The 26676-nt window shown below is 68.6% G+C and carries 24 protein-coding genes and 2 pseudogenes; 11 read left to right on the top strand and 15 right to left on the bottom strand.

Features of this window, described 5'->3' with window-relative positions; genetic code table 11:
• The first annotated feature begins 24 nt into the window (after positions 1-24).
• The 4 genes and pseudogenes from V1318_RS06725 to V1318_RS06740 form a co-directional block, all read left to right on the top strand.
• Positions 25-762 carry a CoA transferase subunit A gene (locus V1318_RS06725; RefSeq protein WP_332938817.1) on the top strand — a complete coding sequence of 246 codons (738 nt, stop codon included), beginning with the start codon at positions 25-27 and terminating at the stop codon, positions 760-762.
• Positions 763-814: 52 nt separating this feature from the next.
• A complete protein-coding gene (locus tag V1318_RS06730) occupies positions 815-1450 on the top strand; it encodes a CoA transferase subunit B (RefSeq protein ID WP_332938819.1) in 636 nt (211 codons plus the stop codon).
• Positions 1451-1835: 385 nt separating this feature from the next.
• Positions 1836-4139 carry an FG-GAP-like repeat-containing protein gene (locus V1318_RS06735; protein WP_332938820.1) on the top strand — a complete coding sequence of 768 codons (2304 nt, stop codon included), beginning with the start codon at positions 1836-1838 and terminating at the stop codon, positions 4137-4139.
• Between the two features lie 53 nt (positions 4140-4192).
• A pseudogene (locus V1318_RS06740) lies at positions 4193-4312 on the top strand (succinyl-CoA--3-ketoacid-CoA transferase); the annotation flags it as partial.
• A gap of 78 nt (positions 4313-4390) precedes the next feature.
• On the opposite strand, the gene V1318_RS06745 reads toward V1318_RS06740, so the two are convergent.
• On the bottom strand, positions 4391-4990 hold the full coding sequence (locus V1318_RS06745) for a hypothetical protein (RefSeq protein ID WP_332938821.1): 600 nt from the start codon (positions 4988-4990) through the stop codon (positions 4391-4393).
• A 30-nt stretch (positions 4991-5020) separates the two neighbouring features.
• Positions 5021-6652 (bottom strand): electron transfer flavoprotein-ubiquinone oxidoreductase, encoded by a 1632-nt coding sequence (locus V1318_RS06750; protein WP_332938822.1) that lies wholly within the window; start codon positions 6650-6652, stop codon positions 5021-5023.
• 169 nt (positions 6653-6821) lie between these two features.
• Between V1318_RS06750 and V1318_RS06755 the strand changes: the two genes are divergently transcribed.
• Positions 6822-7556, top strand: coding sequence for a 4'-phosphopantetheinyl transferase superfamily protein (locus V1318_RS06755; RefSeq protein WP_332938823.1), 735 nt, complete (start codon positions 6822-6824; stop codon positions 7554-7556).
• A 31-nt stretch (positions 7557-7587) separates the two neighbouring features.
• Here the strand turns inward: V1318_RS06755 and V1318_RS06760 are convergent, their stop codons facing one another.
• Genes V1318_RS06760 through V1318_RS06780 form a run of 5 tightly spaced genes read right to left on the bottom strand, consistent with a single transcriptional unit; the run spans position 7588 to position 12083 of the window.
• Entirely contained in the window at positions 7588-8268 is a 681-nt protein-coding gene (locus V1318_RS06760) for an ABC-type transport auxiliary lipoprotein family protein (RefSeq protein WP_332938824.1), read from the bottom strand.
• Complete coding sequence (locus V1318_RS06765) at positions 8265-9191, bottom strand: MlaD family protein (RefSeq protein WP_332938825.1); 927 nt, start codon at positions 9189-9191, stop codon at positions 8265-8267. Before V1318_RS06765 ends, V1318_RS06760 begins: the two co-directional genes overlap by 4 nt.
• 46 nt (positions 9192-9237) lie before the next feature.
• Positions 9238-10110 (bottom strand): type II CAAX endopeptidase family protein, encoded by an 873-nt coding sequence (locus V1318_RS06770; protein ID WP_332938826.1) that lies wholly within the window; start codon positions 10108-10110, stop codon positions 9238-9240.
• Between the two features lie 27 nt (positions 10111-10137).
• Positions 10138-10968 (bottom strand): ABC transporter ATP-binding protein, encoded by an 831-nt coding sequence (locus V1318_RS06775; protein WP_332938827.1) that lies wholly within the window; start codon positions 10966-10968, stop codon positions 10138-10140.
• On the bottom strand, positions 10965-12083 hold the full coding sequence (locus V1318_RS06780; protein WP_332938828.1) for an MlaE family lipid ABC transporter permease subunit: 1119 nt from the start codon (positions 12081-12083) through the stop codon (positions 10965-10967). The genes V1318_RS06775 and V1318_RS06780 overlap by 4 nt, the downstream gene beginning before the upstream one ends.
• A gap of 134 nt (positions 12084-12217) precedes the next feature.
• Between V1318_RS06780 and V1318_RS06785 the strand changes: the two genes are divergently transcribed.
• Positions 12218-13489 carry a threonine/serine exporter family protein gene (locus V1318_RS06785; RefSeq protein ID WP_332938830.1) on the top strand — a complete coding sequence of 424 codons (1272 nt, stop codon included), beginning with the start codon at positions 12218-12220 and terminating at the stop codon, positions 13487-13489.
• A gap of 130 nt (positions 13490-13619) precedes the next feature.
• Here the strand turns inward: V1318_RS06785 and V1318_RS06790 are convergent.
• The 4 genes and pseudogenes from V1318_RS06790 to V1318_RS06805 all read right to left on the bottom strand — a co-directional run.
• Positions 13620-13988 (bottom strand): annotated as a pseudogene (locus V1318_RS06790) (H-NS histone family protein); the annotation flags it as partial.
• A 132-nt stretch (positions 13989-14120) separates the two neighbouring features.
• Entirely contained in the window at positions 14121-15839 is a 1719-nt protein-coding gene (locus V1318_RS06795; RefSeq protein WP_332938831.1) for a proline--tRNA ligase, read from the bottom strand.
• A 70-nt stretch (positions 15840-15909) separates the two neighbouring features.
• Positions 15910-16173, bottom strand: coding sequence for a DUF4124 domain-containing protein (locus tag V1318_RS06800; protein WP_332938832.1), 264 nt, complete (start codon positions 16171-16173; stop codon positions 15910-15912).
• 6 nt (positions 16174-16179) lie between these two features.
• On the bottom strand, positions 16180-16611 hold the full coding sequence (locus tag V1318_RS06805) for a DUF4124 domain-containing protein (protein ID WP_332938834.1): 432 nt from the start codon (positions 16609-16611) through the stop codon (positions 16180-16182).
• A gap of 108 nt (positions 16612-16719) precedes the next feature.
• Between V1318_RS06805 and pssA the strand changes: the two genes are divergently transcribed.
• From pssA to rimI, 3 genes are read left to right on the top strand one after another with little or no spacing between them, the layout of a single operon-like run.
• The gene (gene pssA / locus V1318_RS06810; protein WP_332938836.1) at positions 16720-17499 is read left to right on the top strand and encodes a CDP-diacylglycerol--serine O-phosphatidyltransferase; all 780 of its coding nucleotides are present in this window, start codon (positions 16720-16722) and stop codon (positions 17497-17499) included.
• Positions 17496-17900 (top strand): alanine acetyltransferase, encoded by a 405-nt coding sequence (locus V1318_RS06815; RefSeq protein WP_332938837.1) that lies wholly within the window; start codon positions 17496-17498, stop codon positions 17898-17900. The genes pssA and V1318_RS06815 overlap by 4 nt, the downstream gene beginning before the upstream one ends.
• Entirely contained in the window at positions 17897-18385 is a 489-nt protein-coding gene (gene rimI, locus V1318_RS06820; RefSeq protein WP_332938839.1) for a ribosomal protein S18-alanine N-acetyltransferase, read from the top strand. The genes V1318_RS06815 and rimI overlap by 4 nt, the downstream gene beginning before the upstream one ends.
• A gap of 202 nt (positions 18386-18587) precedes the next feature.
• Here rimI and V1318_RS06825 read toward each other — a convergent pair whose 3' ends face one another.
• The 4 genes from V1318_RS06825 to V1318_RS06840 all read right to left on the bottom strand — a co-directional run bounded on the left by V1318_RS06825 (position 18588) and on the right by V1318_RS06840 (position 24298).
• On the bottom strand, positions 18588-19109 hold the full coding sequence (locus V1318_RS06825; RefSeq protein WP_332938841.1) for a hypothetical protein: 522 nt from the start codon (positions 19107-19109) through the stop codon (positions 18588-18590).
• Between the two features lie 7 nt (positions 19110-19116).
• Positions 19117-22167, bottom strand: coding sequence for a valine--tRNA ligase (locus tag V1318_RS06830; RefSeq protein WP_332938843.1), 3051 nt, complete (start codon positions 22165-22167; stop codon positions 19117-19119).
• A gap of 105 nt (positions 22168-22272) precedes the next feature.
• Positions 22273-22698 carry a DNA polymerase III subunit chi gene (locus tag V1318_RS06835; protein ID WP_332938845.1) on the bottom strand — a complete coding sequence of 142 codons (426 nt, stop codon included), beginning with the start codon at positions 22696-22698 and terminating at the stop codon, positions 22273-22275.
• 112 nt (positions 22699-22810) lie between these two features.
• Positions 22811-24298, bottom strand: a complete 1488-nt coding sequence (locus tag V1318_RS06840) for a leucyl aminopeptidase (RefSeq protein WP_332938847.1) — start codon at positions 24296-24298, stop codon at positions 22811-22813.
• Between the two features lie 163 nt (positions 24299-24461).
• On the opposite strand from V1318_RS06840, the gene lptF reads away from it, so the two are divergent.
• Complete coding sequence (gene lptF / locus V1318_RS06845) at positions 24462-25547, top strand: LPS export ABC transporter permease LptF (RefSeq protein WP_332938849.1); 1086 nt, start codon at positions 24462-24464, stop codon at positions 25545-25547.
• Complete coding sequence (lptG, locus tag V1318_RS06850; RefSeq protein ID WP_332938851.1) at positions 25544-26647, top strand: LPS export ABC transporter permease LptG; 1104 nt, start codon at positions 25544-25546, stop codon at positions 26645-26647. The genes lptF and lptG overlap by 4 nt, the downstream gene beginning before the upstream one ends.
• Positions 26648-26676: the final 29 nt, after the last annotated feature.

A 26676-nucleotide genomic window follows, 5' to 3' on the forward strand; every position in this document is an offset into this window, starting at 1 on the left:
GCCATCCCGCAAAGGAGTTCCCCCATGGCCGAGGCCATTGCCGCGACGCGCAGCGCCGGCGCCGCGAAGAACAAAGTGTTCCCCACCGCAGACGAAGCGCTGCGCGGACTGGTCGCCGACGGCCAGACCCTGGCGGTCGGCGGCTTCGGACTGTGCGGCATCCCCGAGGCCCTGATCGCGGCGCTGCGCGACAGCGGCGTCAAGGGCCTGACCGCGATCTCCAACAACGCCGGGGTCGACGGCTTCGGCCTGGGCCTGCTGCTGGAGACGCGCCAGATCCGCAAGATGATTTCGTCCTACGTCGGCGAGAACAAGGAATTCGAACGCCAGTTCCTGTCCGGCGAGCTCGAGCTGGAGTTCAACCCGCAGGGCACCCTGGCCGAGCGCCTGCGCGCCGGCGGCGCCGGCATCCCGGCCTTCTTCACCCGCACCGGCTACGGCACCGTGGTCGCCGACGGTAAGGAGACGCGCGAGTTCGACGGCCATCATTATGTGATGGAGACCGCGCTCAAGGCCGACGTGTCGCTGGTCAAGGCCTGGAAGGCCGACAAGGCCGGCAACCTGGTGTTCCGCAAGACCGCGCGCAACTTCAATCCGGCCTGCGCGATGGCCGGCAAGGTCTGCGTGGCCGAGGTCGAGGAAATCGTCGAGATCGGCGCGATCGATCCCGACCACGTCCACCTGCCCGGCATCTATGTCGATCGCATCGTGCTCAACGCGATGCCCGAGAAGCGCATCGAGCAGCGCACCGTGCGCGCCTGACGCGCGGCGCTCACCGACGATTCGACGTTACGACTCTTTCAAGGAATTCGACATGGCTTGGACCCGCGATCAAATGGCGCAGCGCGCCGCGCAGGAACTCACCGACGGCGCCTACGTCAACCTCGGCATCGGCCTGCCGACGCTGGTGGCCAACTTCATTCCCGAGGGCATGGACGTGTGGCTGCAGTCCGAAAACGGCCTGCTCGGCATCGGCCCGTTCCCCAGCGAGGCCGAGGTCGACGCCGATCTCATCAACGCCGGCAAGCAGACGGTGACCGCGCGCGCCGGCGCCAGCTACTTCGGCAGCCACGACAGCTTCGCGATGATCCGCGGCGGCCACATCGACCTGGCGATCCTGGGCGCGATGCAGGTCACCGACAAGGGCGACCTGGCCAACTGGATGGTGCCCGGCAAGATGGTCAAGGGCATGGGCGGCGCGATGGACCTGGTCGCCGGCGTCAAGCGCGTGGTGGTGCTGATGGAGCACAGCGCCAAGAACGGCGAGCACAAGATCCTGCCCGAATGCACCCTGCCGCTGACCGGCCTGGGCGTGGTCGACCGCATCATCACCGAACTGGCGGTGATGGACGTGACCGCCGAAGGCCTGGTGCTGGTGGAATCCGCGCCGGGCGTGAGCGAGGACGAGCTGCGCGAGAAGACCGGCGTGGCGTTCAAGCGCGCGGCGTAGGCACAAAGACTGGTGGCTGTGGCATCTCCAGAGCCGCGGCTCGCACTCCCCGGCCCGGCGCGCCGACGGTCGATAACGGCCGACCGGAGGTCGGGGACTTTCCACCTCTGATCGGAAACAGGCCGGGCTCGGGTGTCTGAACAGGAGGTATTGGGACACCTGGCACGATTTGTATGCGCGTTTTTGCAGGGGACGATTGAACGTCTACGTCAATCGAAGGCAAGATGCAGTCCCGATTCCGTACAACTCGGCGACTTCGATGCGCATCACAGTCCTGCTTACTGCCTTGGCTCTTTGCTGTGCAGGATGCACGCAAGCTCCAGATACACCTTCGGACGCGCAAGTCGCTAGTGCTGGCGCCCAGGCTCACAGCGCCTGGGGCGGAATGTCCGCGCTGCCGCGCTCGGTGGCGACCGTTCCCGGCTTGGGCCATAAGGCGGGGACTTTCGCTAGTCTCGCCGATCGCGGCGACCTGGTGGGCTATCCCTCCAAGAGCGTCGTTCGTCGCGATGGCGCTTACACCTGGCACCGTGCCGATATCAGCGAAGAACACGCCGTGCGCTCGATCCTGAGCGGTAGCCTGCAGGTCACCTCGCCGTCCGGCGAGAATCTTGATTTCGAATACGAGCGCCATGTCGAGCACCCGTCCGGCGACTGGACCTGGGTCGGCCGGCTCAAGAACGGCCAGTCCTCCGAGGAGGCCATCTTGACCTTCGGCGAGCGTGCCGCCTTCGGCACCATCGCCCAGCGCGATGGCAAGGCGCCGCTCAAGTTGACGATACGCGATGGCGTGACGTGGCTGGTCGAAACGGATCGCTCGAAGCTCGCCCTGATCGATAACCCGGCAACGCGACCGAAGGGGCCGGACTTCCTTATTCCGCCGAAGCTGTCGTCTGGAGCAGCCAGCGGCCCGGCGGCCGCGCCGATGGCGGCCTCCGCTCCCATGGCCGAGAACGCGGAACCCGCATCGGTCACCGTCGTCGACGTGCTGCTGGGCTATACCAACGGCTTCGCGTCCAACTTGGGCGGCCAGTCCCAGGCGATTACGCGCCTGAACAACATGGTCGAAATCACCAACCAAGCCTACGTCAACAGCCAAGTAAACGCCCGTGTGCGCCTGGTGCATGCCATGCAGGTCAATTTTGCGGACAATACCGACAACGGCGACACGCTGGAGAAGCTGACCGGTTACAAGAGCGGCACCGGTTGGATCCCCGCGGATCCGGCATTCGCAGCGTTGCGCGCGGCGCGGGATCAGTACGGCGCCGACCTGGTGTCGCTGGTTCGCCGGTTCAACACTCCCGAGAACGACGGTTGCGGTATCGCGTGGCTGATCGGTGGCGGGCAGTCGGGCATCGACAGCGGCGACGAGCCGTTCGGTTACTCGGTCGTCAGCGACGGTCAGGATGACGGTACCGACGGGCGCCGTTACTTCTGCCGCGACGAAACCCTGGCGCACGAACTGGGCCATAACATGGGCTCCCAGCACGATCGTGCGACGGCCACCGACAATGGCGTCCTCAAGTATGGAGCGTATCCATACTCGTTCGGCTATAAGACGGCGGCGGGCAGCGGCAACTTCTATACGGTTATGGCCTATGGGGAATCCGGCCAAACCTCTTACCGCGTGTTCTCGAATCCCCGCATCACGTTCTGCGGCGGGTTCGCTTGCGGTGTGGCGGACAACTCCGACAACGCACGCAGTCTGAACCTGACCACCCCCATCATTGCCACGTTCCGGGCTGCCGTTAACCGCATAGCGGTGCGCAACGACTTCAACGGCGATGGCAAGTCCGATCTCTATTGGCGCAATGCCGTCAGCGGCCTGAACGATCTATGGCTGATGGATGGCATCGGGCGCAGTGCGACGTCCACGGTCTATCGCGAATCGAGCACTGCATGGAAGGTGGTCGGTTCGGGCGATTTCAATGGCGACGGCTTCGCCGACGTGCTGTGGCGCAATGCCACGAGCGGCCAGAACTACATCCAGCTGATGAACGGCAATAGCGTAGTCGTGGGCGGCTATTCCACTTCCGTGCCCGACCAGAACTGGCAAGTCGTCGCGCTCGGCGATTTCGACGGCGATGGACGCACCGATCTGTACTGGCGCAACAAGGTCACCGGTTACAACGATCTATGGTTGATGGACGGCATCAGCCTCAGGTCTGCCTCCACCGTCTACCGTGAGGCCAATATGAGTTGGACGGTAGTCGGCACCGGCGACTTCAACGGCGACGGTAAGGCCGACCTGTTCTGGCGTAACCAGGCCAATGGCCAGAACTATGTGCAGTTCATGTCGGGCGCCAGCGTGTTGAGCGATTCCGGCTACACCGCCGCGGTGCCGGACCTGACTTACGATGTGGTAGCCATCGGCGACTTCAACCGCGATGGCCGCAGCGATCTGTACTGGCGCAACAAGGTCAACGGCGAGTGCTATATCTGGACCATGAACGGCACCGTCGCCGCCGGCGTCGCCTACGTCTACCTAGAAACCGACCAAGCCTGGCAGATAGTCAGCAGCGGCGACTACAACGGAGATGGCCGCGCCGATATCTTTTGGCGCCATTCCGGTAACGGCCAGAACTACATCCACCTCATGAACGGCACCTCGATCTTGCCAGGTTCGGGCTGGGTCGTCGCCGTACCCGATACGAACTGGAAGGTCATCGGCAACGGTGCCGGTACTTGAGGCGCGTCAAGGCGTCGCAACGAAGTGGATCAGGTAACTCCTCGCGAACCCAAACCGGATTGGCGGTGAGGGACGTGAATGATGCAGACGGCCTGGCGATGGTGGAAACCGCGCCGGACGTGAGCGAGGACGATCTGCGCGAGAAGACCGGCGTGGCGTTCAAGCGCGCCTGAGCGACCGTTAGCGGCGTAGGCGCCGCAACGAAAAAAGCCGCCTCCGGGCGGCTTTTTTCGTTGGCCGACCGGCACCGGTTACTCCAACACGACCGGCGGTGGATCGGGGAAGTGCGTGCGCAAGCGTTTCCACAACGTCATTCCGGCTTCGGCTCCAGCACTATCGCAACTGCGCGATCGGGCGTGGCAACGGCCATGCACGCAGGCTTCAAGAAACACGGTCTGACAGTCGAGACAAAGCTCGCCACGTTGCGGCGCGGTCCAGAGCGAAGGAGCGCTCCAGGTGGCGCGGACATCGTCCAGTTCCGATTTGCGCACGATCAGGCGACTGGGGTGACGACGCAGCTCGCGCGGGAACTGCCATGCGCCCGGTAGCGGTTCCGGCGGCGGCGGGTTCGCGTCGGCGGTGACCACATCCATCCATTCGCCCGACGAGCTCATCACGATGCTCCAGGCCTTGCGATCCTCAACGAACCAATGGTCGCCGATCACCGCGGCGTAGGTTTCCGCGGGTCCGTAGAGACGGTCGTTGCCGCAACGCTCGATCAAGGCAAGCGCTTCGCCGCGCTGGTGTTGGCCGTAGGGGCCGGTGTAGAACTGGCTGCTACCAGTGCGGGCGTAGCGGGTGCGATCCAGTGCCAGCCCATGGCCACGACGGCGGCCAGTGCCAGGGTCCACAGCGCAACGCGCGAGGCGCGGATATTCACCTTAGAGATTCTGGTAATTCGGCCCCGAGCCGCCTTCCGGCGTGACCCAGGTGATGATCTCGTAGGGGTCCTTGATGTCGCAGGTCTTGCAGTGCACGCAGTTGGCGGCGTTGATCTGCAGGCGCTTGCCTTCGGCTTCCTCGACGATCTCGTAGACGCCGGCCGGACAGAAGCGCGTGCAGGGGTTGCCGTATTCCTCGGCGCAGCGGGTCACGCAGATCGAGGTGTCGGCGACCTTGAGATGCACCGGCTGGTCTTCGTCGTGCTCGGTGGCGGCGAAGTAGACGCCGGCCAGGCGATCGCGCGGGGCCAGGCTGCGGTCGACGTAGTCGCGCTTGGGTTTTTCGGCCTCGTCGAGTTTCTGCAGCGAGGACCAGTCGGGCTTGTTCTTCAACGTCCACGGCGACAGGCCGCCGGTGACGGTTTCCCAGGCCGCGTTGAGCATGCCGAACCACAGACCGCGCTTGAAGGCGGGCTTGATGTTGCGGACCTTCTTGAGCTCGTCCATCGCCGGCGAGGCGCGCAGTTTGGCGTCGTAGCCTTCCGGCGCGAGTTCGGACGCGGCCAGGTGCTCGGCGGCGAGCATGCCGCTGCGGATCGCCTGGTGGGTGCCCTTGATCTTGGGCACGTTGAGCAGGCCGGCGGTGTCGCCGATCAGCAGCGCGCCGGGCATCTCGACCTTGGGCAGGGACTGCCAGCCGCCGGTGACGATCGCGCGTGCGCCGGCCGAGACCAGGTTGCCGCCTTCCAGCAGGGGCTTCACCGTCGGGTGATTCTTCCATTGCTGGAAGGCTTCCCAGGGCTTGTAGTCGGGATCGCGGTAGTCGAGGCCGCTGACGTAGCCCAGGGCGATGCGGCCCTTGTCCAGGTGGTACAGGAAGCTGCCGCCGTAGGTGTGGCTGTCGGCGGGCCAGCCGAAGCTGTGCACGACCTTGCCGGGGGTGACCCGGTCTTCCGGCACCTGCCACAGTTCCTTGATGCCGATCGAATAGCCCTGTGGGTCGCTATCGGCGTCCAGGCCGAAGCGCTTGATCAGGCGCTTGGTCAGATGGCCGCGCGCGCCCTCGGCGAACACGGTGACCTTGGCGCGGATGTCGATGCCGGCGGTGTAGCCGGGCTTGTGCGATCCGTCCTTGGCCACGCCCATGTCGCCGATGCGCACGCCGGCCACGCGGCCGTCGGCGTCGTGCAGGGTCTCGGAGGCGGCGAAGCCGGCGTAGATCTCCACGCCCAGGGCCTCGGCCTGCGGCGCCAGCCAGGCGCAGGTCGCGCCCAGGCTGACGATCACGTTGCCATGGTGGTTGTTCATGCCCGGCGGCACCGGCAGGCGATGCGCGCCTTCCTTGGTCAGCAGCCAGAACTCGTCCTGGGTGACCGGCACGCAGATCGGCGGCGGGTTGTCGCGCCAGTTCGGCAGCAGCGCGTCCAGCGGGCCGGTCTCGATCACCGCGCCGGACAGGATGTGGGCGCCGATGGTGCTGGACTTCTCGATCACGCAGACCGAGATATCCGGGTTGATCTGCTTGAGGCGGATCGCGAACGACAGGCCGGCCGGACCGGCGCCGACGGTGACGACGTCGTACTCCATGACGTCGCGCTCGACCTGCGCGGGGTTGGGGCTGTGTTCGCTCATGCTGGCTCTCCGCTTGCTGAGGCTGGAATTGTCGCGGGTTTGGGCCGCCAGCTCAAAGCCGATCCGCGCCCGGGCCCGGGAACGCGGCGGCGACGGTATGCTCGACGGCGCCTCCCTCTGGCCCCTGCGTATGACCGGCCCCGCCTCTCCACCCGCGAAGGATGCGCGCTTGCCCGCCGGGCCGCGCCTGTTCCTGGCCGGGGTCGACGCCGCCCACGACGCCGTCTACGAGGCCCAGCACGCGCTGCTGGACGAGGACGAACGCGCGCGCCTGGCGCGCCTGCGCCTGGCGCCGGTGCGGCGCGAGGCCCTGGTCGCGCGCCTGCTGCTGCGCCATGCGCTGTCGGCCTGCCGGCCGCGGCCGCCGCAGGACTGGCGCTATCTGCGCGGCGTCTACGGGCGGCCGCGGGTGGCGGACGCGCCGGAACTGAGCTTCAGCCTGTCGCACTGCGCCGGCCTGGTCGGCTGCCTGGTCGCGCCGGGTGGGCGCGTGGGCCTGGATCTGGAGCCCGCTGCGCGCGACACCGCCGAGCTGTGGAACGCGCGCACGCTGGCGCCGGATGAGTTGGCCGCCTTGCTGGCGCAGGCGCCCGAGCGCCGCGACCAGGCCTTCCTGCGCAGTTGGACGCTGAAGGAAGCCTATGCCAAGGCCAGCGGCCGCGGCTTGAGCCTGCCGTTCGACCGCATCGCGTTCGCGCCCGAGGGCGCGCCGCGGCTGCGGCGCGAGCGCGCCGCGACACCGGCCTGGCGGTTCTGGAGCTTTGGCCTGGACGGCGCCTACCTGGGCGCGATCGCGCTGCGTCGGCGGCGGCTGGCGGCCACGGCGATTATGGTGGAGACGGTGGCGGCGCTGCCGTACGCGGGGCGTGAGCTGGGGCGGGTGCTGCGGACGGGGGAGTTTTAGCGGGCGGTCGCGGCTGTCGCTCCGGCTTTACTCACCGCCGCGCAGCCCCGCGCGGATGCTCGCTACGCTCATGCTCATTGCCGCTGCTGAGGATCCAGCCGCCCAGGTCGCGGGTGATCGCGGCCAGGGCGCCGTCGAACGCCGTGACCACGTCCGGCACCGCGGTGGTGGCGGCGCGTTGGCTCTGCACGAAGGTGCGTGCGGCGGCGATCTTCTGGTCGCTGTTGTGCAGCAGCTTGGCGCTGACTTCGATGGTGGCCGAGGGCAGCGCTTCGCCGTTGTAATCGGATTCGAAACGGCGCAGGTCCAGCACCAGCTTGTAGTCGGCGGCCACGCCCGTGCCCTGGCGCGCGACCGCGCCGATCCGGCCGGAGTCCTCAAGCGCGCGCAGCAGCGCGTCCTGCAGCATCTCGCCCGGCGGCTTGGCCCAGCCGGCGCCCTTGTAGACCTGCATCTCGTTCGGGCTGGGCCGCACCGCGATGCGCAGGCTGTCGATCATGCGCGCCGAGGTCGGCGGGGTCAGCGACAGCTGCCAGTCGGCCTGGGGCCAGGAGGCGTCGGCCTGCACGCGCGGGTCGGGCGCGTAGAGGGTGGAGCGCTCCTTGGGCTTGTCGCCCAGGATCGAACACGCGCTCAGCGTCAGCAGCAGGCCCGCGCCGGCGGCGCGGCGCAGCAGCGCGTAGGAAGGACGGGGCGGAGTGGGGCGGGTCATTGCGGCTCGAACTCCTTCTGGGCGTCGCGGCCGAGCAGGTAGCGGGTCGGATTGCTGTCGATGCGGTCGCTGATGCGGCGCAGGTCGCGCACCAGCACGCGCAGTTCGGCCAGGGTCGGGCCGAGCTGGGCCAGGCCGTCGTTGGCGAAGCTGCTGATCGCGGCGCGGTTGTCGTTGAGGATGCCGTTGGCGCCGTTGGCGGCCGAATCCAGCCGGGTCAGGGTGCTGTCGAGCTTGGCGATCAGGCCCGGCAGTTTGGCGACCAGTTCGCGATCGACGTTCTTCACCGCCTGGTTGGTGGTGTCCAGGGTCGCCGACAGCTGTTCGCTGGATTTGCGCGCGTTGACGATCAGCGCGCGCAGGTCCTCGCGCTGGTCGGCGATCGAGCCAGTCATGGCCTCGATGTTGGACAGCGTGTTCGACACCCGCTTGACGTTGTCGTCGCTGAGCACCTGGTCCAGGCGCGCGACCAGGCGGTTGGCGGTGTCTGCGATGTTCTGCAGGGCCGAGGCCTCGGTCTGGATCACCGGGATTTCGCGGCGGTCGACGTCGGCCAGGGCCGGGCTGCCGGGGCTACCGCCGGTGAGCTGGATGATCGGGCTGCCGGTGATGCCGGTCAGCGACAGCTTGGCGCGGGTGTCGGCCTTGATCGGCGCGTCGGCCTGCAGGCGCAGCTGCGCGATCACCCGGCGCGGGTCGTCCGGCGCCAGCCGCAGCAGTTTCACCGTGCCCACCGAGATGCCGTTGTATTGCACGGTGCTGCCTTCCGACAGGCCGGTCACCGGCTCGTTGAAGATCACCGCGTACTCGCGCCAGCTCTTCTCGGACGAATATTTGGCGGCCCACAGCGCGAACAGCAACAGGAACAGCGTCGCGATGATCGTGAACGCGCCGATGAGGACGTAATTGGCCTTGGTTTCCATCAGGCACCTGAGACGATGAGACCCTGCGGGCGGTCCGTGACGGACATCATGCCAGCATGGGGTAAGTGAACGCGGTGAAGTGCAGCAGGTTGAAGCCGAAATGGGTCAGCATCGCGGCCTGCAATCCGCCGCGGCGATAAGCCAGGCCGTAGCCGGCGCCGGCCACCGTGGCCAGCAGCGCCCAGGCCCAGCCGCCGGCCAGGTGGACCAGGCCGAAGGCGAGCGCGGCGACCGCGATCGCGGCCGCGTCGCCCCAGCGCCGTTCGCGCCAGTAGCGCGTCAGGCCTTCCTGCAGGTAGCCGCGGAACAGCGCTTCCTCGGCCAGGGTCACCAGCAGCAGGTTGTTCGCGGCCCACAGCAGTCCCCAGCCCGGCCACTTCGGTGCCCACGCGACCTGGCCGAGCGCGAAGGCCAGGCCGAGGCACAGCGCGGCCACGCCCAGGCACGCCGGAAGCGCCGCCTTGAACCAGTCGGCGAACGGGCGTTCGCGCTGCACGCCGGCCCAGACCAGCACCAGCCAGAAGCCGACCAGGGGCTTGTCGAGATTGAGGTACATGCTGAATTCGATCGCATCGGCAGTGAGCCGGGTCGGCGCGATCGCGAGCGGGTTGTGGAAACCCGGTGCCACATGAAAGCCAAGCGCCAATGCGACCAACACGAAAAATATGTGCCCAGCGATGCGCAGCGCCGGCTTGCGCGCGGCCCCGACCATCCAGCCGGCCAGCGCCAGCAGCGCCAGCGCGATCAGGGCGCGGACATCGAGCTGGCCGAGCGCGAAACCGGCTGCGCCGGCCACCGCGAGCAAAGCCAGGCTGGCCACCCGCAGGCGCGGCCACCACAGCAGCAACGAAGCCAGCGCGAGCGCGGCCCAGGGCAGGTGTGCGATAGGGGCGAGTGCGGGAGAGAGCGTGGAAAACAAACCTGGGCGTCCTTGCGTGGTCCGGTGTCAGTGTTCGGCGGCCGCGTAATTGTCGCGCGCGACCTGGGCGGCGCGTGCGCGCGGGCCATGGAAGTATTCGTGCGCCCAGGGGTGGTCGAGCTGCTCGATCTCGGCCATCGGCGCGCAGGCGATCACCTTGCGGTCGGCGAGCACCGCGATGCGGTCGCAGATCGCGTACAGGGTGTCGAGATCGTGGGTGATCAGGAACACGGTCAGCCCCAGCGCCTGCTGCAGGGTGCGGATCAGGCGGTCGAACGCGGCCGCGCCGATCGGGTCCAGGCCGGCGGTGGGTTCGTCCAGGAACAGCAACGGCGGATCCAGGGCCAGCGCGCGCGCCAGGCCGGCGCGCTTGCGCATGCCGCCGGACAGTTGCGAGGGCAGTTTGTTGATCGCGTCCGCGGGCAGGCCGGCCAGCTTGACCTTGAGCAGCGCCAGTTCGTAGCGCAGGGTGTCGGGCAGGTCGCCGTGGTACTCCTTCAGCGGCACCTGCACGTTTTCGCCCACGGTCAGCGAGGAGAACAGCGCGCCGTCCTGGAACAGCACGCCGGTGTTGCGTTCGATCTCGCGCCGGCGCGCCGGGTCTTCGCTGCGCGCGTCTATGCCGAGCACCTCGATGCGGCCCTCGTCGGGACGGCGCAGGCCCAGGATCGAACGCATCAGCACCGACTTGCCGGTGCCCGAGCCGCCGACCACGCCGAGGATCTCGCCCGGCTTCACGTCCAGGTCCAGGCCGTCGTGCACGGTCTGCTCGCCGAAGCGGTTGACCAGGCCGCGCACGCGGATGATCGGGCTGTCGGCGTCGATGTGCTCGCGCGGGTCGTCGATGGCCTGGCTCAAAATCCGACCTCCATGAACCAGATCGCGGCGAAGGCGTCGATGACGATCACCAGCGAGATCGCCTGGACCACGCTGGAGGTGGTGCGTTCGCCCACCGATTGCGCGGTGCCCTCGACCTGCAGGCCCTCCAGGCAGCCGATCAGGCTGATCAGCAGGGCGAACACCGGCGCCTTGGACAGGCCGACCAGGAAATGCCGCAGCTCCATGGTCTCGTGCATGCGCGCCAGGTACTGCTGGGGCGGGATGTCGAGGTTGTAGGCGCCCACCGTCAGGCCGCCGAGCAGGCCGAAGATCATCGCCACGAAGGTCAGCAGCGGCAGCATCACCAGCAATGCCAGCACGCGCGGGATCACCAGCAGGTCGATCGGGTCCATGCCCAGGGTGCGGATCGCGTCGACTTCCTCGCGGCTGACCATGGCGCCGATCTGGGCGGTGAAGGCGCTGGCGGTGCGGCCGGCCAGCACGATCGCGGTCAGCAGCACGCCGAACTCGCGCAGGAACGAGATGCTGACCAGTTCGACCACGAAGATGGTGGCGCCGAAGTCGCGCAGGATGGTCGCGCCCAGGAAGGCCACCACCGCGCCGACCAGGAAGCACAGCAGGGCGATCAGCGGCACCGCGTCCAGGCCGACCTGCTCCATGTGGTGCACGGTCGCGGTCGGGCGGAAGCGGCCCGGGTCCTTGAACAGACGCAGGATCTTCACCAGCGTTTCGCCGAAGAAGGCGATCAGCGCCAGCACTTCCTTCCAGTTGTCGGTAACCGCGTAGCCCAGGCGCGCGAGCGCGGCGTAGACGCCGTACTCGCGCTTCTTCTTCGGGCGCTCGTCGGCGACGTCCTCGATCGCGCTGACCAGGGCGCGGTGGTTGTCGTGGAAATCGAAGCCGTCGAAATCCAGCTCGCGCCGGCGCGCGAAGCGCATCAGCTGCAGCACCCCCACCGAGTCCAGGCGCTCGACGCCGCTGGCGTCGAGCGTGGTCGCGTCCTGCGGCGCGCCGTGCAGCGCGGCCGAGATCGCGTTGGCGTTCTCCAGCGTCCAGCGCCCGGATAGCCGCAAGCGCGACGGCGTCTGGGCGTCGGCGGCGATCTGCGGCGTGTGCGTGGACGGTGCGGTCATAGGTTCTCCGGCGGAGGATACAGGCTAGAAACGGCGAGGTGAGGGTGGCGTGCGTGCGCGCCGCCCGTCCGTGGGCTGACTCCGCATGCACCCGCGCTGCCCATGCGGCATGCCCGCATGCGATGCTTTCGCGCATGTCGACACCTGCTTCCGAAAGCGCGCCCCCCGCCCCCCTGAGCGCGACCAGTTACGCCGCACGCATCGGCTTCGTGGTCGAGCTGGCCGAGCGCCTGCACGCCTACGGCACCACCGCGCAGCGCCTGGAGGGCGCGGTGTCGGCGGTGGCGCAACGGCTGCGCCTGGAGTGCGAGCCCTGGTCGAATCCGACCGGACTGATCCTGACCTTCAGCGACCCCAACCGCCCGCCCGGGGAAAGCGACACCACCCGCGTGATCCGGCTGCCGCCGGGCGAGAACGACCTCTACAAGCTCAGCGAAACCGACCGCATCGCCGAGGACGTGATGGCCGGGCGGCTCGACCTGGCCGCCGGCCACGCCGCGCTGGAGGCCCTGGACCGTCCGCGCAGCGCACGCTGGCGCGCGATGCAGGTGGTTGCGTTCGGCCTGGCCGCGGCCGCGGTCGGCGGGCTGCTGCGCCTGCCCTGGCCGGACATCGCCGTGGCCGGTGTCAACGGCCTGCTGATCGGCCTGCTGATCGAGTGGTCGGGCGCGCGGCCGCGCTTCAAGGAAGCGCTGGAGGCGGTGGCCGGCATGGTCGCGGCCATGCTCGCGGTGCTGGTGGCCAGTTTCCTGGTGCCCCTGAACCAGAACACGGTGATCATCGCCTCGCTGATCGTGCTGTTGCCCGGCATGGCGCTGACCAACGCGGTCAACGAGCTCACCAGCCAGCACCTGGTCTCGGGCACGGCGCGCTTCGCCGGCGCGCTGACCACGGTGGTCAAGCTCGCGGTCGGCACCATCATCGCGCTCTACCTGGCCGAGCTGGTCGGCCTGGAGCCGGCGATCCAGGCCTCGCGGCCGCAGCCGGCCTGGGTCGAATGGTGCGGTCTGGCGGTGGCCTCGTATGCGTTCGCGGTGCTGTTCCGCGCCCACCGCAGCGATTATCCGAAGGTGATGGCGGCCGCCGCCTGCGGTTATCTGATCTCGCGTTTCGCCGGCGAGGCCTGGGGCAGTCCGGCCGGCATTTTCCTGGCCGCCCTGGCGTTGACCGCGGCCGGCAATGCCTACGCGCGCTGGGGCAACCGGCCCGGCGCGATCGTGCGCGTGCCCGGCATCATCATGCTGGTGCCCGGCAGCGTGAGCCTGCGCGGCCTGCTGACCCTGATCCAGCAACAGGACATGGAGGTCGGCCAGACCGCGGTGCTGGCGGTGATCAACATCCTGCTGGCCCTGATCGCCGGCCTGCTGTTCGGCAATCTGCTGCTGCCGGCGCGACGTAATCTGTGAGGGGCCGGGAATGGGGATTCGAGATTCGAAAGAGCCTGAAGCGCTTTCAAGCTCCTGCTAATCCCGAATAACCAACCCCGAATCACGCATCAAAAAGCCGGCATTAAGCCGGCTTTTTGATGATTTACTTGATCAGGAACTCGTCGAGCTTGCGGCCGTTGCCGGTGTAGGCGGCCAGCCAGCGCGGCTGCTTGCCGCGGCCGGTCCAGGTTTCGCCGGTATTGGCCGGGTTGCGGTACTTCGGCGCGACCTTGCCCAGCGGCTTGCGCGCCTTGCGCGCGGCAGCCGGCTTGGCCGCGCCCGCCTTGGCCGCACGCGGCGCCGCGGCGGCGCCGAACAGCTCGGCGATGTCGTAGCCCTCGGCCTTGGCCAGCTGGGTCAGCCGCTTGCGCACGACCGCGATCGGCTTGCGCTTGTTGAGCGTGGTCTTGCGCTTTTTCGCCTGCGCGATCAGCGATTCGAGTTCTTTCGCGGACAGCGAGTTCAGATCGATCGACATGGGGGGCTCCGGTGGAATATCGGGTTGGATTATCGGCCGGTCCATGGCGTGCCGGGCCATATTAATCCGACCGGCGCGGCCGAGTAAATCTCCCGGGGGTATCCCGGGAGATTCTAGGCCGGATAATCCGGCTCAGGCCGACCCGGTCAGGCGCGCGAACAGGCGCTCGCGGTCGAGGTTCTCGGCCTCGGCGGCGCGGCGCTGGCGGTATTCGTAGGTGCCGGCGGCCAGGCCGCGCTCGGACACCACGATCCGGTGCGGAATGCCGATCAGTTCCATGTCCGCGAACATCGCGCCCGGGCGCAGGCCGCGGTCGTCCAGCGCGGTTTCGACGCCGGCCGCGTTGAGGTCGCGGTACAGCGCGGCGGCGGCCTCGGCCACGGTGGAGTCGTTCTTGGGGTTGATCACGCATACCACCGCCGCCCACGGCGCCATCGCCTCGGGCCAGCAGATGCCGGCCTCGTCGTGGTTCTGCTCGATCGCCGCGGCGACGATGCGCGACACGCCGATGCCGTAGCAGCCCATGGCCGGCACCGCGGCCTTGCCGGTCTCGTCGAGCACGTTGAGCTTCATCGCCTCGGCGTACTTGCGGCCGAGCTGGAATACGTGGCCGACCTCGATGCCGCGGCCGATGCGCAGCGTGCCCTGGCCGTCGGGCGAGGGGTCGCCCTCGACGACGTTGCGGATGTCGGCGACCTCGTCCGGTTCGGCCAGGTCGCGGCCCCAGTTGACGCCGGCCAGGTGGTAGCCGTTGTCGTTGGCGCCGACCACGAAGTCGGCCATGGCCGCGACGCTGCGGTCGGCGACCACGCGGATTTTCTTGGGCGGCGCGACCGGGCCGAGGAAACCGGGATTCGCGCCCAGGTGCTCGAGTATCTCGGCCTCCGTGGCCAGGCGGTATTCGCCCAGGCCGGCGAGCTTGCGCAGTTTGATTTCGTTGACCGCGTGGTCGCCGCGCACCAGCGCCAGCGCGAACTGGGGCTGGCCCTCGGCGTCGGCGCCGACGACGGCCACCGACTTGACCGTGCGCGCCAGCGCCACGCCCATCAGCGCGGCCACTTCCTCGCAGGTCTTCTGGGTCGGGGTATCGACCTTGCGCAGGGTTTCGCCGGCCGCGGCGCGCGCGCCCGGCGACAGCGCTTCGGCCAGCTCGACGTTGGCGGCGTAGTCGGAACCGTCGGAGAACGCGATCGCGTCCTCGCCCGAATCGGCGACCACGTGGAATTCGTGCGAGGCGCTGCCGCCGATCGCGCCGGTGTCGGCGAACACGGCGCGGAACTGCAGGCCCAGGCGAGTGAAGATGCGGCCGTAGGCGTCGTACATGTTGCGGTACTCGCGGCCCAGGTCCTCATCGCTGAGGTGGAACGAGTAGGCGTCCTTCATCAGGAACTCGCGCGCGCGCATCACGCCGAAGCGCGGGCGGATCTCGTCGCGGAACTTGGTCTGGACCTGGTAGAAGTTGACCGGCAGCTGCTTGTAGCTGGACAGCTCGTTGCGGGCGAAGTCGGTGATGACTTCCTCGGCGGTGGGCGCGTAGCAGTACTCGGCTTCCTTGCGGTCCTTGAGCTTGAGCAGCTGGCCGCCGAACTTCTCCCAGCGCCCGGTTTCCTCCCACAGCTCGCGCGGCTGCACGGTCGGCATCAGCACCTCGATCGCGCCGGCGGCGTCCATTTCCTCGCGCACCGCGCGCTCGACCTTGCGCAGTACGCGCAGGCCCAGCGGCGACCAGGTGTACAGGCCGGCGGCGAGCTTGCGGATCATGCCGGCCTTGAGCATCAGCTTGTGGCTGACGATTTCGGCCTCGGCGGGGGTTTCCTTGCTGGTATGGAGATGGAACTGCGACAGACGCATCGGCGGGATTCGAAACCTGAGGGAAGCCCCCATTCTGCCGTGCGCGCGGGCGTCGCGCGAATGCGCGGGTTCAGTCGCGGTCGCCGTGGACTTCGATGCCGGCCTGCGGCTCGCGCGACAGGCGCTCGTAAGGGCGGCCCTTGGGCGGCCGTTCGCCGATATGCAACTGGCCGGCGGCGTCGCGCCAGCGGTACAGCGGCGGGTCGGCGGTTTCGGCGCGGGCCTGGGCCTGCGCCCGTTCGCGACGGGCCTGGCCGGGCTCGTCCCGGGCCGCCCACCAGGCCAGGCCAGCGCCGAGCGCGATGCCCGCGACGATGGCCCAGCCCAGTTTCACCGCGGCTTAGGCCTGCGGGGTGGCGGCCGCGGCGGCCGGCTTGCAATAGGCGGCGATCGAGGCCTCGGCCAGCTTGACCTGGGCGGCGCGCTGTTCCGGGGTGAAGGCGGCGTCGGCCTTGCCGTCCTTGTCGGTGTCCAGGCCGATCGGGGCGTTGCTCTGGAGCTGCTTGAGGTTGTTGCGCGCGGTGGTGCACTCGGCGCTTTCGCTGGGCTTGGTCTGGGCCAGCGAGGGCGCGCCGGTCTTGTGCTGGATCTGGCGGCCCTTGACGTTGCCCTGGTTGGGCGGCGGCGAGTCGGAATAGTGGGTGACGCCGTTGGCGTCCTTCCACTGGTAGACCTCGCCCGCGGCGGCCGGCAGGGCCAGCGCCAGCAGGGCGGCGGCCAGCCACGCATGGCGCGACGGGGAGGGGGTGGGAATGCGGGTCGGGCAGGGCATGGTCGGCTCCGGGCAGGTCGGTGCTGGACGGTGGCGGGAATGGGTACAACGGGGGGAACGCCGATTGCAGCACCGCGACGGCGCACAGGCAAGCGCTACACTTCCGTTATGGAACCTACGCCTACGCCACGACCGCGCGGACGCGGCATCTATTTGCTGCCGAATCTGTTCACCACCGGCGGCCTGTTCGCCGGCTTCTACGCCATCATTTCCGCCACCCAGGGCCGCTACGGGGACGCCTGCATCGCGATCTTCATCGCCGCGATCCTGGACGGGGTGGACGGCCGGGTCGCGCGCCTGACCAATACCCAGAGCGAGTTCGGGGTCCAGTACGACTCCCTGGCCGACCTGATCAGCTTCGGCCTGGCGCCCTCCCTGGTGATGTACCACTGGGCGCTGGAGGCGATGAAGCACGACGGTCCCATGCCGGGCAAGATCGGCTGGATCGCCGCCTTCCTGTACGCCGCCTGCGCCGCATTGCGGCTGGCGCGCTTCAACTCCCAGGTCGGCCAGGTCGACAAGCGCTGGTTCATCGGCCTGGCCAGCCCGGCCGCGGCCGGCCTGGTCGCCAGTTTCGTATGGACCTGCGACGAGCTGGGCTGGACCGGCGAGGAACTGCGCTACGTCGCGCTGACGGTGACCGTGATCGCCGGCCTGCTGATGGTCAGCCGGCTGCGCTATTTCAGCTTCAAGGGCGGCGGCCCCAAGCACGACCGGGTGCCGTTCCTGGCGATCCTGGTGGTGGTGGTGGTGGTGATCGCCATCGCGATCGATCCGCCCAGCGTGCTGCTGCTGATCTTCGCGCCCTATGCCTTGTCCGGACCGGTCTATGCGCTGTACCGGCGCGCGCGCCGGCTGCCGCCGGCCGAAACGGGGACCGGCACGTGAGCCTGTGGAGCGCGCAGCAACGCGAATGGCTGCAGGCGCTGGGCCATCCGGCGCTGGCGCTGGCGGGCGCGCCGGAAGCCGCGCCGCCCGCGCGCCAGGATCCGCGGGCGGTGTCCGCGCGCACCGACGTAGAGCCGCGCGCGTCCGCGTCCGAGCGCAGGCCCGAACGGCCTGCGGAACGCGCCACGACCGCCACGACCGCCACGCCCGCCACGCCCGCGCGTAGCGGCGACGACGCCCTGCTGCGCGCGGTGCTGCGCGCGGCCGGCCGCCGCCCCGATGCGCCGCCCGACGAAGCCGTGCTGAACCTGTACGACGCCGCGACCCTGCGCGGCTACCCGGCCGCCAAGCGCGCGCTGTGGCCGCTGTTGCGCAGCCTGCGGCGAGGCTCGCGTCGATGAGCGCGCAGGCCGTCGAACGCGAATCGCCGGCCGCGGCCCTGCGGCCGATGCGCGAGGACGACCTCGACGCGGTCCATGCCATCGAGATCCGCGCCTACGAATTCCCCTGGACCCTGGGCATCTTCCGCGACTGCCTGCGCGCGGATTACCCGTCCTGGGTGCTGTACCGCAACGAGCGCATCCTGGGCTATTTCCTGATGAGCCTGGCCGCGGGCGAGGCGCACGTGCTCAACGTCTGCGTCGCGCCCGAGCAGCAGGGCCACGGCTACGGCCGCCGCCTGCTGCACGCGCTGCTGCAGATCGCGCGCGGCCGCGGCGCCGAGCGGGTGTTCCTGGAAGTGCGCCCGTCCAACCCGGGCGCGATCGCGCTCTACCATGCCGAAGGCTTCAACGAGATCGGCCGCCGCCCGCGCTACTACCCGGCCCGCGACGGCCGCGAGGATGCGCTGGTGATGGCGATGGAGCTGTTCGCGGACGAGGGCTGATACCGGCTGCCGACACACCGTGGCCTCGGGGGTAGGAGCGGCGTAAGCCGCGACCACGAACCCACGGCCAGGACGAGGTCGCGGCTTACGCCGCTCCTACCCCAAAGCACAGCGAGCCCTCGCGACGCAGCCGCGCGCTTCCTGTGGGAGCGGCGTAAGCCGCGATCGCGCGCATCGCCGGTGCGGTACGCCTTGCCGCGCCCTACGGATCGAGATAGAGCTCGGCCGGAAGCCCGATGAAGGCCGGTGCGCCCAGCGTCGAGCCGGCGAGGTCGGTCTCCTGGTTGAGCGCATTGTCGACCGCGGCGATCATCGAGCCGCGTGTGGCGATGGCCTGGAAGCGTGCGCGCGGCCCTTCGTGAAACATGCGTGCCGCGGCTTGCGCGGCCAAGGCGAACAGCGGCTCGCGCTCCCATGGGAAGACGTGCCAGCGCCCGTCCGCGGCCTGGGCCTGGAAACCGTCGGGCATCGCCACTTCGGCGCAGGCCGGGATATGCGCGATCAGGAGCAGGCCGAACGCTTCCGGTACCACGTCGACCAGCCTGCGCGCGGTCGTCGGGTCGCCGGCCAGGACCAGCATCTGCGCTTCGATCTGGTCGTCGGAACGCTCGCCCTCGCCGAATACCGCGATCGCCCGCTCGACCAAATCGGGCGACAGCGTCTGCAAGGGCAATACGGCGTGGCCGCGGCGCGCGCCCAGCCAGCCGAGCAGGCGCCGCAGCATGCCGGCCTCAGCCCAGCTTCGCGCGCTGCGCCTGCAGCGCTTCGAGCTGCGCGCGCCAGTCGCCCAGGCGCTTGCGCTCCTGCTCGACCACGGCGGGCGGCGCGTTCTGGACGAAGGTCTCGCTGGCGAGCTTGTTCTCGCACTTGCCGATCTCGCCTTCCACGCGCTTGATCTCCTTGTCCAGGCGCACGCGTTCGGCGCCCAGGTCGACCAGGCCTTCCAGCGGCACCAGCAGGGTCAGGTCGCCGACCACGCCGGTCGCGGCGGCCGGCGATGCGGCGCCGGCGGCGAGGAATTCGACGCGTTCCAGGCGGTTGAGGAAGCGCAGCTGCGAGTCGAAGCGTGCGGCGCGCGTACGATCGGCGTCGTTGCCGCCCGACAGCAGCAGCGCGACGGTCTTGGACGGGGCCACGTTGAGCTCGCTGCGGATCTTGCGCAGCGCGCTGACCATCGCCTTCAGCCATTCGACGTCGGCCTCGGCGCCGGCGTGGTCGGCGCCGAAATCCGTGGCCCGCGGATACGGCCGCAGCATGATCGTGGCGTCGGCGATGCCCAGCTTGGGCGCGACCTGCTGCCACAGCTCCTCGGTCACGAACGGGATCAGCGGGTGCAGCAGCGACAGCAGGCGTTCGAGCACGTACAGCAGGGTGTGGCGGGTGCTCTGCGCGGCGGCCTGGTCCTCGCCCAGCAACGCCGGCTTGGCCAGCTCCACGAACCAGTCGCAGAACTCGTTCCAGGCGAACTCGTACAGCGCCTGCGCGAGCAAGTCGAAGCGGTAGGCGGCGAACTGGGTTTCGGCCTCGGCCGAGACCCGCGCCAGGCGCGACAGGATCCAGCGCTCGGCGTCGGTCTGCGGATCCGGGGCGCCGCTGAAACTGGCGTCCTCGGTGTTCATCAGCACGAAGCGGGTCGCGTTCCACAGCTTGTTGCAGAAGTTCTTGTAGCCCTCGGCGCGGCCCAGGTCGAACTTGATGTCGCGGCCGGGGCCGGCCAGCGCGGTCATGGTGAAGCGCAGCGCGTCGGCGCCGAAGGCCGGGATGCCGTCGGGGAATTCCTTGCGCGTGGCTTTTTCGATCTTCGGCGCGTCCTGCGGCTTCATCAGGCCGGTGGTGCGCTTGGCGACCAGGGCCTCGGCGGTGATGCCGTCGATGATGTCCAGCGGATCGAGGATGTTGCCCTTCGACTTCGACATCTTCTGGCCGTCCTTGTCGCGGACCAGGCCGGTGATGTAGACGTCGCGGAACGGCACGCGGCCGACCAGCTCGTCGGTCATCATGATCATGCGCGCGACCCAGAAGAAGATGATGTCGAAGCCGGTCACCAGCACGCTGGTCGGCAGCGCGATGTCGAAGCCGAGTTCGCCCATCTTGTCTTCGTTCGGCCAGCCTTGCGTGCTGAACGGGAACATGGCCGAGGAGAACCAGGTTTCCAGCACGTCCGGGTCTTGAATCAGCTCGATCCGGTCCTTGGCCTTCTCGTAGTTGTCGCGGCCCAGCGCGTCGAGCAGCTTGGCGTGGGCGGCCGCTTCGGCTTCGGCCTGCGTGCGGGCGACGATCTCCCCGACCAGCGGCGTGAAATCCGATTCGCCCGAGCGGACGGCCCAGGCGGGGATGCGATGGCCCCACCAGAGCTGGCGCGAAATCGTCCAGTCCTGGATGTTCTCCAGCCAATGGCGGTAGGTATTGATCCAGTTCGCCGGTACGAACTTCACCTCGCCCGACTCGACGAGTTCGAGGCCGCGCTGGGCCAAGGTATCCATCTTCACGAACCACTGGTCGGTCAGATACGGCTCGATCACCTGACCGCTGCGGTCGCCGCGCGGCACCTGCAGGCGATGGGGCTTGATCTCGATCAGCAGTTCGGCGACATCCAGGTCCGCGACGATCATCTTGCGCGCTTCAAAGCGGTCCAGGCCCCGATACGCTGCCGGGATGTACTTCTCGACGATCGCCGTCATGCCTTGTTCGGTGAACAAGGAAAAATCGCCGGTGTATTGAGCCTGCTGCGGCGTGCAGTTATCCAGGTCGATCCTGGTGAAATTCTGATCGGCGGACGACAGCACGTGCTTGAGCGCGGTCGGGCCCGAAGTCGTCCAGACCGACGCATCGGGCGCGAAGATATTGATCGACAGCAGCGAATGGCGCTGGCCCACCGCGTAGTCGTTGAAGTCGTGGGCGGGCGTGACCTTGACCACGCCGGTGCCGAACGCGCGGTCGACGTAGGCGTCGGTGATCACGGGGATGCGGCGGCCGGTCAGCGGCAGATCGACGAACTTGCCGTGGATGGCCGTGTAGCGTTCGTCCTCGGGGTGCACCATCACCGCGGTATCGCCCAGCATCGTCTCCGGGCGGGTGGTGGCCACCACCACGTAGTCGCGGACTTCGCGCAGGGTTTCGTTGCCGTCGGCGTCGCGCTCGACGTACTCGTAAGTCGCGCCATCGGCCAGTGGATAGCGAATCGACCACATGTGGCCGTTCTCTTCCTCGTTGGCCACTTCCAGGTCGGAGATCGCGGTCTTCAGCACCGGGTCCCAGTTGACCAGGCGCTGGCCGCGGTAGATCAGCCCCTTCTCATGCAGGCGCACGAAGGCTTCGGTGACCGCGTCCGAGGCCATCGGGTCCATGGTGAACACGCTGCGCGACCAGTCGCCGCTGGCGCCGAGGCGGCGCATCTGGCGCTCGATGGTGCCGCCGGAGTGCTGCTTCCAGTCCCAGACCTTTTCGATGAACTTGTCGCGGCCCAGCGAATCGCGGGTCTCGCCCTTGCCTTCGATGGCTAGGTTGCGGCCGACCACCATTTCCGTGGCGATGCCGGCATGGTCGGTGCCCATCTGCCACAGGGTGCGATAGCCGCGCATGCGGTGATAGCGGATCAGCGCGTCCTGCAGGGTGTGCTGGAAGGCGTGGCCCATGTGCAGGGTGCCGGTCACGTTGGGCGGCGGCAGCAGGATCGTATACGCGGGGCCCTCGCCGCACGGCCGGAATACGCCGCTGCTCTCCCACTGCTCGTACAGACGGGCTTCGAACTGCTTGGGGTCGTAGCTGGGGGCGAGGGACATAAGAGCCGGGATTCGGGATTGGGGATTGGGGATTAGGAAGAGCGAAGGCCGGACGCGGTGGGGTTTTTCGAATCTCGAATCCCCAATCCCGAATCCCGGCCTTCGTCACATATCGTGTTTCTTGAGTTCGAGGCCGCGCGACTGGTATTGCTTCCAGCGCTCGCGCAGCGGGCCGCGCGCCTCGGCGTCGGCGGGCACCACTTCCAGCACCCGGTCGAAGCCGTCCGGGACCGCGTCGTCGCGCAGGTTGATGACCAGCGGGCGCATCGCCGCGTCGGCGTCCGGCGCGCTGATCAGCACGTCGGCTTCCTCCTCGTCGACGTCGGCGCCGGCGATCTGGTGCGGGATGAAGACGTCGTCGCCCATATCCCACAGCAGATCGTCCAAAGCCTCGGCCTGGGCCGCGTCGCGGGCCAGGATCAGGGTCGGCAGGCCGGCGTCGAACGCCTTGCGCGCCAGCTCGCTCACCAGCCGCAGCGGTTCCTCGCGGAAACGCGCGGTGGTGATCAGATAGAAGTCGGCGCGGGGCATAGGAGCCGGGAATCGGGAATGGGGAGTCGGGAATCGTAGAGGCAGGAGGCGATGGCTCGGTGGTGATCGGCAGGAGCGAGCTTTGCTTCTGCCGATTCCCTATTCCCGATTCTCAATGCCCGCCTCGCTCGAGCAGCCACTGGCTCAGCAAACCGACCGGACGGCCGGTGGCCAGGCCGCGCTTGCCCTCGTCGTTGGCCACGCCGGCGATGTCCAGGTGGGCCCAGCGCTGGCCTTCGGTGAAGCGGGCCAGGAAGCAGCCGGCGGTGATCGCGCCGGCCCAGCGGCCGCCGATGTTGTAGACGTCGGCGAAGGTCGATTCGAGCTGGGTCTGGTATTCGTCCCACAGCGGCAGGCGCCAGGCGCGGTCGAACACTTGCTCGCCGGCGCCGAGCAGCTCGGCGGCGAGGTCGTCGTCCTTGCTCATCAGGCCGCTGGCGTACTTGCCCAGCGCGACCACGCAGGCGCCGGTGAGGGTGGCCACGTCGAGCAGGGCCTGCGGTTCGAAACGCTGCGCGTAGGTCAGCGCGTCGCACAGGATCAGGCGGCCCTCGGCGTCGGTGTTGCCGACCTCGATGGTCTTGCCGGACATGCTGGTGAGCACGTCGGAGGGGCGGTAGGCGTCGGCGTCGGGCATGTTCTCCACCGCCGGCACCACCACCACCAGGTTGATCGGCAGCTGCATGCCGACCGCGGACACGAAGCTGCCCATCACGGTGGCCGCGCCGCACATGTCGAACTTCATTTCCTCGATGCCGCCCTGGACCTTCAGGTTGATGCCGCCGGTATCGAAGGTGATGCCCTTGCCGACCAGCACATAGGGCTTGGCGTCGCCGCCGTTGTTGTACTTGAGCACGATCAGCTTGGGCGGATTGGCCGAGCCGCGCGCGACCGCCAGCAGCGAGCCCATGCCCAGCGCCTGCATCTGCTCGCGGTCCAGCACTTCGCAGCTGGTGGTCGGGAAGCGGGCGGCGAAAGTCTGGGCCTGCTCGGCCAGGTAGGCCGGGTTGCACACGTTCGGCGGCAGGTTGCCCAGCTCGCGCGCGAACGCGACGCCGGCGGCGATCGCCTGGCCCTGGGCCAGGGCGGCGGCATCGTCGCCGCTGATCGCCAGCTTGCGCAGGCCGGGCTCGTCCCGGCTCTTGTTGAGCGCGGCCTTGCCCAGGGTGGCGGTGTAGCGGTAGCAGGCGTGATCGGCGGCGATCGCGGCCTGGCGGATCGCCCAGGCGCTGTCGCGGCCGGCGACCGGGGCCTCGGACAGGGTGAAGACCGCGTGTTCGACCGGACCGGCCTTGAGCGCGCGCGCCGCGTCGGCGGCGGCCTTGAGGTACTGCGGCACGCCGAACTTGCCGGCTTCGCCCAGCCCGATCACCAGCACGCGCGGCGCCACCACGCCGGCCAGGTCGTGCAGCAGGGTGGTCTTGCCGGTCTTGCCGCTGACGTCGCCGCGCTCCAGCAGGGCGCTCAGGCGGCCGCCGCTGGCAGCGTCCAGGGCCTGTCCGGCGGCGGTCAGGGTCTTGTCGGCATAGGCGCCGACCACGATGCAATCGGTCTTGACGGCGGCGGGCGCATCGCGGTTCAGGTCGAATTCGAGGGTCATCCAACAGATTCCCAGGTAGAAGTGCAGCTAAAGGAAGTGAGTTCCGTACAATCGGGCGGCTTCCGGTGGGCTGGACTTGCGCGCATCGCGCCGGCTGCAGCCGTCCCATGCCGTCGAACGAACCCCCGAGTTTAACGCAAGCCCGCCCCTATGCCGAAGCCAGATGCCCAAGCTTGACCGCTATTTGCTGAGCGAATTCGCCCAGGCCACCTTCGCCACCCTGGTGGTGCTGCTGATCGTCGCGGTGGGCGGGGCCTTCACGGACGTGCTGCAGGACATCGCTCGCGGCCGGGTCCCGGCCGGGATGATGCTGGCCCAGCTGGGGCTGGTGCTGCTGAAGTGGTTGCCGCTGATCCTGCCGCTGGCGCTGATGCTGGGCCTGATGCTGGGCGCCGGCCGGCTCTACCGCGATTCGGAAATGCCGGTGATCGCCTCGATCGGCGTCGGCCCGCGCCGCCTGCTCAAGCCGCTGCTGATGCTGGTGCTGCCGATCATGCTGGTGGTGGGCGCCTGCTCGCTGTGGCTGGGGCCCTGGGCCGAGCGCGTGTCCAAGCAGATGATCAGCGAAGCCAACCGCAACCTGATCGTGGCCGGCCTGGAGCCGGGCAGCTTCACCGAACTGCCGGGCGGCAAGGGCGGGGTGATCTACGTCGGCGCCATGTCCAACGACGGCAGCCGCTTCCAGCGCGTGTTCGTCTATCGCCAGAGCGAGGACCGCCGCGAGATCACCACCTCCAACGACGGCGTGCTCAACGTCGACGAGCAGGGCAATCGCTACCTGACCCTCAACAAGGGCTTCCAGGTCGAGGGGCCGCGCAACAACGAGCTGGATTTCCGCATGATGCATTACGCCAGCAACGAGCTGCTGCTGCCGGCGGGCGAGACCAAGTTCGACCCCAAGAACCCCGAGCTGATGTCGACCCCGGCGCTGCTGGGCGATCCGCGCCGCGAGGCCGGCGCGCAGCTGCACTATCGCCTGGCGCCGATGCTGCTGACCCTGGCCTTCGCCCTGATGGCGGTCCCGCTGGCGCGCAGCATGCCGCGCCAGGCACGCTACGGGCGCATCCTGATGGGCTTCCTGGCCTATCTGATCGGCATCAATCTGATGATCGCAGGCACCGGTTGGCTGGAGAGCGGCAAGATCTCGCTGCTCCTGGGGCTGTGGTGGCTGGTGCTGCCCATGCTGGGCCTGGCCTTGTGGCTGTACTTCGGCGACGGCCGCCTGGGCCGCGCGAGGGCGCTGGCATGAAGCCCTTCCCCAAGATCCACGACCTCTACGTCGGCCGCGTCGTGCTGGGCACGGTGCTGCTGACCTGGACGGTGATGATCGGCCTGGACGTGATGCTGGGCTTCGTCAGCAGCGAGCTCAGCGACGTCGGCAAGGGCAACTACGGCCTGACCCAGGCCCTGACCTACATGGTCTACACCATCCCGCGCCGCGCCTACACCCTGTTCCCGACCTCGGCGGTGATCGGCGCGCTGATGGCGCTGGGCCAGCTGGCGGCGACCTCCGAGCTCACCGCCCTGCGCGCGGTCGGCCTGTCGCGCCGGCGCCTGAGCCTGGCCGTGGCCGGCGCGCTGGCGACCCTGACCCTGCTGATGGTGGTCAACGGCGAAACCCTGTCGCCGTGGGCGCAGCGCAGCGCCGAGGCGCTCAAGGCCTCGGCCAAGTCCAAGAACATGATCGTGGCCCAGTACTCGGGCCTGTGGGCGCGCGAAGGCGATTTCATCCTCAACGCCGGCGGCGGTCAGGACCGCAGCAACGGCAAGGACACCTGGCTGGAACTGCGCGACGTGTTCTTCTACGAGTTCGCCGAGGACGGCCGCCTGAAATCGGCCGCGATCGCGCACATCGCCGAACACCGCCCGGGCGGCTGGGTGCTGCGCGACGTCACCCGCACCACTTTCGGCGCCAAATCGGTGACCCAGACCCATGTGGCGCAGGAGCGCTGGGAGTCCAAGCTGGACGGCGCGGCGCTGATGGCCGGTTCCGATCGCCCGCGTTACCTGAGTTCTGCGGCCCTGGCCGCGGCGATCGACTACCGCGAACGCAACGGCCTGGAGGCGGGCGAGTTCGAGGAGCACTACTGGGGCCGCTGGTTCTACCCGATCAACGTGCTGGCCCTGTGCCTGGCCGCGATTCCGTTCGCCTTCGGCGCGCTGCGCAGCGGCGGCATGGGCAAGCGCTTGTTCATCGGCATCGTGTTCGCGCTCGGCTTCTGGCTGCTGCAGACGCAGTTCGTGAAGCTGGCCAGCGTGTACAAGTTCGACTTCCGCCTGGCCTATCTGATGCCGACGGTGATCATGGTCGGCGTGTCCGCCTTCCTGTTCAAGAAACGCTCGGGTTGACGCGCCGGCGTCGCCCGCTGGCCCCACGA

It is taken from the genome of Lysobacter sp. CCNWLW3, from assembly GCF_036697405.1.
Lineage (GTDB): Bacteria > Pseudomonadota > Gammaproteobacteria > Xanthomonadales > Xanthomonadaceae > Lysobacter.